General features: G+C 63.0%; 8 protein-coding genes. 4 read left to right on the top strand and 4 right to left on the bottom strand.

Features of this window, described 5'->3' with window-relative positions; genetic code table 11:
* Positions 1-62: 62 nt before the first annotated feature.
* Positions 63-263 (top strand): hypothetical protein, encoded by a 201-nt coding sequence (locus ACESL8_RS11330; protein WP_372918899.1) that lies wholly within the window; start codon positions 63-65, stop codon positions 261-263.
* Here ACESL8_RS11330 and ACESL8_RS11325 read toward each other — a convergent pair.
* The 4 genes from ACESL8_RS11325 to ACESL8_RS11310 form a co-directional block, all read right to left on the bottom strand.
* Positions 260-2,023 carry a cation:proton antiporter gene (locus ACESL8_RS11325; protein WP_372918897.1) on the bottom strand — a complete coding sequence of 588 codons (1,764 nt, stop codon included), beginning with the start codon at positions 2,021-2,023 and terminating at the stop codon, positions 260-262. The two genes, ACESL8_RS11330 and ACESL8_RS11325, sit on opposite strands and share 4 nt — an antisense overlap.
* Before the next feature lie 71 nt (positions 2,024-2,094).
* A complete protein-coding gene (locus tag ACESL8_RS11320) occupies positions 2,095-3,909 on the bottom strand; it encodes a DUF885 family protein (protein WP_372918895.1) in 1,815 nt (604 codons plus the stop codon).
* A 93-nt stretch (positions 3,910-4,002) separates the two neighbouring features.
* Positions 4,003-5,226 (bottom strand): NADP-dependent isocitrate dehydrogenase, encoded by a 1,224-nt coding sequence (locus tag ACESL8_RS11315; protein WP_372918893.1) that lies wholly within the window; start codon positions 5,224-5,226, stop codon positions 4,003-4,005.
* A 65-nt stretch (positions 5,227-5,291) separates the two neighbouring features.
* Positions 5,292-5,849 carry a TIGR00730 family Rossman fold protein gene (locus tag ACESL8_RS11310; RefSeq protein ID WP_372918890.1) on the bottom strand — a complete coding sequence of 186 codons (558 nt, stop codon included), beginning with the start codon at positions 5,847-5,849 and terminating at the stop codon, positions 5,292-5,294.
* 83 nt (positions 5,850-5,932) lie between these two features.
* On the opposite strand from ACESL8_RS11310, the gene ACESL8_RS11305 reads away from it, so the two are divergent.
* The 3 genes from ACESL8_RS11305 to ACESL8_RS11295 all read left to right on the top strand — a co-directional run.
* Complete coding sequence (locus ACESL8_RS11305; protein WP_372918887.1) at positions 5,933-6,814, top strand: phosphatidylserine decarboxylase; 882 nt, start codon at positions 5,933-5,935, stop codon at positions 6,812-6,814.
* A 70-nt stretch (positions 6,815-6,884) separates the two neighbouring features.
* On the top strand, positions 6,885-7,709 hold the full coding sequence (locus tag ACESL8_RS11300; protein WP_372918885.1) for a phosphatidylcholine/phosphatidylserine synthase: 825 nt from the start codon (positions 6,885-6,887) through the stop codon (positions 7,707-7,709).
* A gap of 313 nt (positions 7,710-8,022) precedes the next feature.
* Positions 8,023-8,547 (top strand): AMP-binding protein (locus ACESL8_RS11295; RefSeq protein ID WP_372918882.1); only part of this gene is annotated, 525 nt, incomplete at its 3' end.

The following is an 8,547-nucleotide window of genomic DNA, read 5'->3' as shown; positions in this document are numbered from 1 at the left end:
GTTGGCTTGACGACGCCCGGCGATCCGTCCAGACGCCGCGCCCGGAATGAAGGGAAGCGGTGATGGCGATTGGCCTGGATGCGTCAGCGGCCGCGTGGATCGCCATACAGGGTGATAGCGGCGATTTCGGCCGCGTCCATGTGCTCGACACGCCGATGCTGGCGGCGCGTGGCATCGCCGCCACCGGCGGCCCGGCCGACAAGCGCGACCGCTACAACCGGGTGCCGAATTTCCACATCATGCTTTGGCGGAAACCGGCTTAATCGCCCTGCGTTGGTCCTCGGCGCAAGCTGCGCAATGGCGGCCGCTTGGGGGTCGTGCCGCTGCCCCCCATGATTCCACCTTTGATCTGGGCACGGAGTTCTTCGCGCTTCTCGTGGACAGACGCGATCACTGGCCCCATCGGCACCCCCAGATCGACCAGCACGGCTTCCGCCAGTTGCAGGCTGCTTTCAACGGTTTCGGGCACGGCATCGGTGGCGCCAAGGGCATAAAGCGTGCCGGCATGTTCGGCATCGCGGGCTCGGACCACGATGCAGAGATCGGGGTGGCTGGCACGAATGCGGCGAATGAGCAGATCGAGCATGCGCATGTCGTCAATGGTCAACACCACGGCACGGGCATGGTCCAGCCTCAACCGATCCACCAGTTCCGGGCGGCGGGCGTCGCCATAGATCACCGGTTTGCCGGCCCGGCGAAAGCGCTGCACCTCGTCCGGATCGCTGTCCACCGCTAGCCAGGGCTGGCCGTGCATGTCGAGCATCTGGGCAACCAGCCGGCCAACGCGGCCATAGCCGATGATCACGGTTTGCTGGTCGGTGGCCTCCGGTGGGAGTTGCTGATGATCTTCATTGCTCTGCGCCTCCAGCCGCGCACCCGCCAGGCCCAGCAGCGGCGCCAGCGCCAGCGTGAGCGAGGCAACGGCCAGCGCATATTGCGCCGTGCTGCCGCCGATCAGCCCGGCGGTGACGGCCGCGGCCAGCACAACCAGGCTGGTTTCCGACGGGCTGGCCAGCAGCAGGGCGACATGGCCCGCAACACCGCGCCTGTTTCCGCGCAGCCGTAACAGGGCATAAACCGCGCCGGCTTTGACCGTGAGTACCGCCGCCGTACCGCCCAGCATGGGCCAGGGATTGGCAGCAATCGCTGCCAGATCAAGCCCACTGCCCACCCAGATCAAAAACACGCCCAACAGCAAGCCTTCAAAGGGCTGAATGGCCGCTTCGATCTGGCGGCGGTAATCGCTGGTGGACAGCATCAGCCCGGCCATGAGCGCACCCACGGCCGGCGCCAGGCCCGCCAGCGCGGCGGTAGCGGCCGAACCGATCAGCACGACCAATGCCGCTGCCAGGAACAATTCCGATCGCCGCGTGCGGGCGGCTTGCAAAAACAGCGGCGGCACGATGTAGCGGGCAAAAAGTGCGATGCCGAGCAAGGCGCCCACGCCTATAGCCAGGCTGAGGCCAAAATTGCCGCCGCTGCTGGCACCGATCAGCAGCAGTATCGGCGCCAGCGCCAGATCCTGAAACAGCAGCACGCCCAATGCCTTGCGCCCGGCTTGGCTGCCCACCCGCCCGCTTGCCGACAACAGTTGCAAGCCCACCGCCGTGGATGATAACGCCAGCGCCCCGGAGATTGCCACCACAGCGATGATTGGAAGCCCGGCCACCAGCAGCCCCGCCCCAATGAGCGCGGCGCACAGCAGCAGTTGCTGGCTGCCCAGCCCAAGGATCAGGCTGCGCATGGTGCGGATGCGATCAAGGCTTAGTTCCAGCCCCAGCGCAAACAGCAGCAGCGCCACCCCCAGTTCGGCCGGCGCTGCCAGTGCCATCGGATTGGACAGTTCCAGCCAGCCCAGCCCCGGCAATTGGCCCAGCCCGTAGGGCCCGGCCGCCACGCCAATGAGGATGAAACCGATCACTGGAGAAATGCGCAGCGCGGCAAAGGCCGGGATCACCAGCCCAGCTGCGCCCAGCACGAGGACCATGTCCTTGAAGGCGGTGGATTCCAGGTTCAGCGCCATTCTCGCATCATGGCTTCTGCTTTGCGCGCTGTCACGCCGGCTCTGTCAGGCGCAACAATGGGCGGCGTGCTTCAGCTGCGGCGCAGCGCCTCGCGCTCCAGCAGCACCAGCGGCATTGCGCCCAGCCGCAGGATTTCATGGAACTGGCGGATGTCGAAGTCAGCGCCCTGTTTCGCCTTCACTGCCTCGCGCACGGCCAGCCATTTGGTGTGGCCGATCTTGTAGCTGAGCGCCTGGCCCGGCGCGCCGGCATAGCGCACGATTTCGCGCGTGGTGCGGCCCTTGGCAAAGCCGGTGGCGGCTACCATCCAATCAATGGCCTGATCCTTGGTCCAGCGTTTGTGGTGCAGGCCGGTATCGACCACCAGCCGGGTCGCGCGGAACAGCAGGCTTTGCAGATAGCCAATACGGCCCAGTGGGTTGCCTTCGTAATAGCCGTTTTCATCCGCCAGGGTTTCGGCATACAGCGCCCAGCCTTCGGTATAGGCGCTGTAGCCCGCGCGGCGGCGGATCGGCGGCACGTCCGGGCTTTCCAGCGCCAGCATGACCTGGAAATGATGGCCGGGCACGCCTTCGTGGAAGGTTACGGTGGGCAGGCCAAATTTTGGTCGATCGAAACTGTCAGTCAGGTTGATGAAGAAGGTGCCGTTGCGCGCGCCATCGGGGGTACCGTTCTGATAATAGGCGCCGGCGCCGCCTTCCTGAATGGCCAGAGGAACCCGCTTCACATCAAGTTTCGATTTCGGTTGAGTGATGAACAGCCGCTCCAGTCGCGGATACATCGAGGCGACGTGGGCGCGCAATTCGGTGAGCAATTCCTCCTTGCCCGCGTCTGTATTGGGATGGGTCTGGTCCGGCCGCTCATTCAGCGCCACCAGCCGCTGGCCAACCGTGCCTTGAGTGAGGCCCTGGCCCTTGAGCAGTGCATCGAGCTGGCTCGAGATCTCAGCCACTTGCGCCAGGCCCAATTGGTGCACGTCCTCGGCGTTGTAATTGGTCGTTGTAGATGATTTAACCGCGGCGTCGTAATAGGCAGCGCCGTCGGGCAGCTTCCAGACGCCGGCATCCATGGTGGCGCCCTTGCGCAGGGCGGTGACGGCGGCAATCTGGCGATCAAGCGCGGGGAACACCTGTTGTTCCACAATGGCAGCTGCACGGCTGCCCCAATCCCCGGCCACGTTGGCGGCGACTGCCTTGCGGGCAAGGGCAGCAACCAGCACGGTTTCTCCGGCCGGCGTGGCGCGCAGCCGGCTCATCTGCGGCAGCGCCAGATCGAGCAGGAAGGCCGGCAGTATCACGCCCATTGCCGCCTCTTCCTGCAGTCGTCCCGTGTTTTGGTCGAGTGCCGAGGCAAAGCTGCTCAGGCGTGCCAGCCAAGCTTCGGCATCGCTGGCAGATGTGACGCCATGCTGACTTTCCAGAAAGCCCGGCACATCGCGATAGGCGCCTTCGCTGTGGGTGAGAACGTAGGGCGCAAAATTTCCGCCGGCTCTGCCAAAGCCAAAGCGGGTTTCATTCATCACCCGGCGCGACAGATCATATTCCACAACGTCGCGATCAAGCCGCCGCTCAGGTGACAGTGCCTCTGACGGAATGCCGCGCAGCCGATCAAGCTGGCTTTTTGCACGAACCAGATCGGCCGTCCGCCCGGTGCGGCTGTAATCCGACAGGCGCGATTTCAGCCCGGCATTGGCGCCCACATCGAGCCCCAGCGCCGTGGCGCGTTCCGGCGCTTCGGCGATGCCTTCGGCAAACATGGCATCGAACAGGCTGAGCAGCTGTGCATCGGCCGCCGTCGGGTCGGTCAACGCTGCTGCCGGTCCCGCCACTGCGATGGCGGCGGTGCCAGCCAGCAACTGGCGGCGACTGATGCGGGGTGCGGTCATGTCAGGCTCTCCGTAAGCTTGCGGGGCGCACCTCGCGCCCGCCATGCTGAACATGCTTCAGCTTGGCGGGCGCTTGATGGGAAACGCGCGCTTTCAAAGCCCTTTGGCGATGGCAGCGTCGAGGTTGGCGCGGACGGTTTCGAAGAATTTCTCTGTCGTCATCCAAGCCTGATCCGGGCCGACCAGCAGTGCCAGATCCTTTGTCATGGCACCCGATTCCACGGTTTCGATACAGATGCGCTCAAGTGTTTCGGCAAAATTGGTCACGGCCGGCGTGTTATCCAGCTTGCCGCGATGCTTGAGGCCGCCGGTCCAGGCAAAGATGCTGGCGATCGGGTTGGTGCTGGTCGGCTTGCCTTCCTGATGCATGCGATAATGCCGTGTAACGGTGCCGTGGGCGGCTTCGGCTTCTACTGTCTGGCCATCAGGCGTCATCAGGATCGATTTCATCAAGCCAAGGCTGCCATAGCCCTGTGCCACCATGTCGGACTGCACGTCGCCGTCATAATTCTTGCAGGCCCACACGAACTTGCCCGACCATTTCAGGGCAGAGGCCACCAGATCGTCGATCAGGCGGTGTTCGTAAACGATGCCCGCCTTGCGGAATTGCGCCTTGAAGTCTTCAGTATAAACTTCCTCGAACAGGTCCTTGAAGCGGCCGTCATAGGCTTTCAGAATGGTGTTCTTGGTGGACAGATAGACCGGCCAACCGCGATCCAGACCGTAGTTCAAACACGCCCGCGCGAAATCGCGGATCGAATCGTCAAGATTGTACATGCCCATGGCGACGCCCGAGGACGGAAATTCGAACACCTCTTCCTCGATCACGCTGCTGCCATCTTGCGCTTCCCAGCGCATGATCAGCTTGCCGGGGCCGGGCACCCGGAAATCGGTGGCGCGATACTGGTCTCCAAAGGCATGGCGGCCGATGACGATGGGATCGGTCCAGCCCGGCACCAGCCGCGGCACCGACTTGATGACGATGGGTTCGCGGAACACGACGCCCCCCAGAATGTTGCGGATGGTGCCATTGGGCGATTTCCACATCCGCTTGAGCCCGAATTCCTTCACGCGGGCTTCGTCCGGCGTGATGGTGGCGCACTTGACGCCCACGCCGAACTCCCTGATCGCGTTGGCGGATTCGACGGTCACCTTGTCGTTGGTGTCGTCGCGGTTTTCCATGCCGAGATCGTAATATTTCAGATCGATATCAAGGTATGGCAGGATCAACTGTTCGCGGATCCATTGCCAGATGATCCGGGTCATTTCGTCGCCGTCCAGCTCGACAACGGGGTTTTCGACCTTGATCTTGGGCATCGGTGTTTCCTGAAATACTGGGCGGCGCAATGTAGCAGCGTTCTAGGGGTTTGGGGCGGCTGCGGTCAACGGTTAGCGTGACGGGATGCCTCAAGCTTTTGCGACAATGCGGCCAGATCCTGAAGCGGTTCGGCCAATTGATCCAGGTGCGGCGGGCCAAAGCCGGCTTGGCCGATGTGAGCCAAAAGCGCGGTGAGCGGTTGCCAATAGCCTTGGCCGCCCAGCAGCCAGACAGGCTTGTCGTGGATGCCCAGTTCCCGCCAAGTCAGGCTTTCGAACAATTCGTCCAGCGTGCCGATGCTGCCGGGCAGGGCAATGATCGCGTCGGAAAACTTGTGCATCAATGCCTTGCGCTCGTGAAGCGTCTCGACGACGTGCAGTTCATCAAGCCCGTCCTGGGCAATTTCGGTGGTCATAAGCAAGCGCGGGATGATGCCGATTACCCGCCCGCCACCGGCCATGCAGGCCCGCGCTGCCACCCCCATCAGCCCCACGCGCCCGCCGCCATAAACAAGTGCCACACCGCGGTTGGCGCACAAACTGCCCAGCCCTGCGGCGAGCTCGGCATGGGCGGGGTCATGGCCAGGGCGGGAACCGCAGAACAGCAGCAAGGAACGTATCATCCTCGCCCTGTGACGCATCGCCCGGCTGAGTGCAATCCGCGACGAATTGCCAAACGGCGTATCAGAAGTCTAAAGCAGCAGTCATGACCGATCCTGACAACAAGCCACTGGCGACCCAAACCCCCGAAGGCGTGTCGTTGACCAAGCCGACCCCGAACCCGCTGGATGTGGCGCCGACATCGGAACCGCAATTGCCGGCCATGGAGGCCCTGCCAACGCCACCCGAAGTGCCGGCAGGGCCGCTGCCGCTTGTGCCGGGCGAATCGGCCAAGTATCGCCTGCCCGACATGCACCCCGAAGGCCGCAAGTTCCTGGGGCTGGCTTTGATCGCCGTGCTGTTTACCGGACTGGTGCTGGAATGGACGGCAGTCAGCTTTGTTCTGCTTGGCATTGCAATCTGGGTGGCGGCATTCTTCCGCGATCCGGTGCGCGTCACGCCGCTGGGTGACAATCTTATCGTTTCGCCTGCCGATGGGCTGATAAGCCTGATCACCAATGTCGACGTACCGCGCCAGTTGGCGGGCGAAGGCGGCCTCGGTGAAGGCCTTGTAACCCGCGTCACGGTGTTCATGAACGTGTTTGACGTGCACGTGAACCGTGCGCCGATCGCCGGTCGGTTGACGCGCATCGTCTATGTGCCGGGCAAGTTTCTCAACGCCGACCTCGACAAGGCGAGCGAGGAGAACGAGCGCCAATATTTCGTGATCGAAGATGCCAGCGGCATGCGCGTTGCCTTCACCCAGATTGCCGGCTTGATCGCTCGGCGCATCATGAAGTGGGTGGATGTGGGCCAGGCGCTGAAGGTGGGCGAGCGTTTCGGCCTGATCCGTTTTGGCAGCCGGGTCGATGTGTACCTGCCGGCCGGCTATGTGCCTGCAGTGGCAGTAGGCCAACGCGCCATTGCCGGTGAAACCGTGCTGGCGGTGAAGGGCGCACCACTGATGTGGGGCGCGCAGGGGCACTAAGCCCCTTGGCTTGACGGGCATTGCCTCAGCAGGCTTGCAAGTTGCCGCTGCCGCGCCGATGTTGCGCCCCATGAATAAAGCCGAACCGCCCCGCCGCCGCGGCATTCCGCTGCGCGCCGTGGTGCCCAACGCCGTGACGGTGCTTGCTCTGTGCGTCGGCTTGACGGGGGTTCGCTTTGCCATTGGCGGCGAATGGGAAAAGGCCGTGGCGGCCGTGATCCTGGCCGCCGTGCTCGATGGTATCGATGGCCGAATTGCCCGGCTGCTGAAAGGCACCAGCCGTTTCGGCGCCGAATTGGATTCGCTGTCCGACGTGACCGCTTTTGGTGTGGCGCCAACGCTGATTCTGTATTTGTGGGCATTGCAGCATCTGCCGGGCCGTTTGGGCTGGATGATTGCCCTGGCTCAGGCCATCGCGTGTGCGCTGCGGTTGGCGCGTTTCAACGCGCAGATCGATGCCGAGGATCAACCGCACAAGCGCCACGGCTACCTTACCGGCATTCCAGCCCCAGCCGGGGCGGGGCTCACTCTGTTGCCGCTTTATGTCCATTTCTGGCTGGCGCCGTCGTTTCTGGAGGACGTCACCACAAGGGCCAGCGTGGTGGCTGTCACAACGCTGATCGTCGCCTTCCTGATGGTCTCAAATCTGCCGAGCTATGGCTGGGGCGCGTTGCGACTGCGGCCGTCGTGGCGGTTGCCGGCACTGGCAGGGGTCGGCCTGTTTGCCGGGGGACTGGTTACCAACCCCTGGCCTATGCTGAGCTTCATCGCCCTAACCTATGCGGTGCTGTTGCCATTTGCCGTGCGATCCTATGCCCGGGTAAAGGCCCGAGAAGGCGCCACTCGCACCATGGCGCGCGCTGGCGAACCCGACGGCATCCAGCCGCCGCCCTGAACCGGTTGACCGCGCAGGGCTTCGATCAACTGCAGGCGTGCATCACCCAGCATTAGCGCAACCAGTGCCCAAGCGGCCACGCAGGCCAGCAGCATCAGCATCGTCATCATCCAATTCCTTCAATCAGCGGCGTAACGCCATTCCGTTCTGTTTATGTTCTGGATATATGTTCTAATTATGTTCCAATCGTCAAGCCCCTCTTTCCCCTGATTGGTAGCGCCGCTATGACTGTTTTCAGGCAGGCGCGGCTAAGGTGCGCGGATCGCTCGGGGAGAATGAAATGCACGGAACGATGCAGGATTGGCCGCTGCTGGTGTGGAAGCTGATCGATCACGCCGCGATTCATCATGCAAAGCGCGAGATTGTGTCACTGAGTTGCGAAGGGCCCAAACATCGCACCAACTGGGCGCAGGTGCGCGGCCGCGCCCGCCAGGTGGCTGGCGCCCTGCGCCGGCTGGGTATGCAGCCGGGTGATCGCGTCGCCACTCTGGCGTGGAACACCTGGCGCCATGTCGAAAGCTGGTACGGCATTTCCGGCATGGGTGGAGTCGCGCACACCATCAATCCGCGGCTGTTCGAAGAGCAGATCATCTACATCGCCAACCATGCAGAAGACCGGGTGTTGTTTTTCGACCTTACGTTTGTCAAGTTGGTCGAGAAAATTGAGCCAAGCCTCGGAACAATCGAGCATTTCGTGCTGCTTACCGACCGTGCTCATATGCCAGCCGAGAGCAGTTTGAACCTGCTTTGCTATGAAGATCTGCTCAGCGCCGAGAGCATCGAAGAACCGTGGACCGAACTGCCGGAAACCGCGCCAGCGGGCTTGTGTTATACCAGT

It is taken from the genome of Sandarakinorhabdus sp., assembly GCF_041689835.1.
GTDB lineage: Bacteria > Pseudomonadota > Alphaproteobacteria > Sphingomonadales > Sphingomonadaceae > Sandarakinorhabdus.
Note: the sequence above shows the minus strand (reverse complement) of the source record. Positions and strands in the feature narration are given on the sequence as shown.

Bases quoted from the DNA above. Each gene is read 5' to 3' on its own strand.
- ACESL8_RS11330 (WP_372918899.1), top strand. From the start codon at position 63: ATGGCGATTGGCCTGGATGCGTCAGCGGCCGCGTGGATCGCCATACAG.
- ACESL8_RS11325 (WP_372918897.1), bottom strand. From the start codon at position 2,023: ATGGCGCTGAACCTGGAATCCACCGCCTTCAAGGACATGGTCCTCGTG.
- ACESL8_RS11320 (WP_372918895.1), bottom strand. From the start codon at position 3,909: ATGACCGCACCCCGCATCAGTCGCCGCCAGTTGCTGGCTGGCACCGCC.
- ACESL8_RS11315 (WP_372918893.1), bottom strand. From the start codon at position 5,226: ATGCCCAAGATCAAGGTCGAAAACCCCGTTGTCGAGCTGGACGGCGAC.
- ACESL8_RS11310 (WP_372918890.1), bottom strand. From the start codon at position 5,849: ATGATACGTTCCTTGCTGCTGTTCTGCGGTTCCCGCCCTGGCCATGAC.
- ACESL8_RS11305 (WP_372918887.1), top strand. From the start codon at position 5,933: ATGACCGATCCTGACAACAAGCCACTGGCGACCCAAACCCCCGAAGGC.
- ACESL8_RS11300 (WP_372918885.1), top strand. From the start codon at position 6,885: ATGAATAAAGCCGAACCGCCCCGCCGCCGCGGCATTCCGCTGCGCGCC.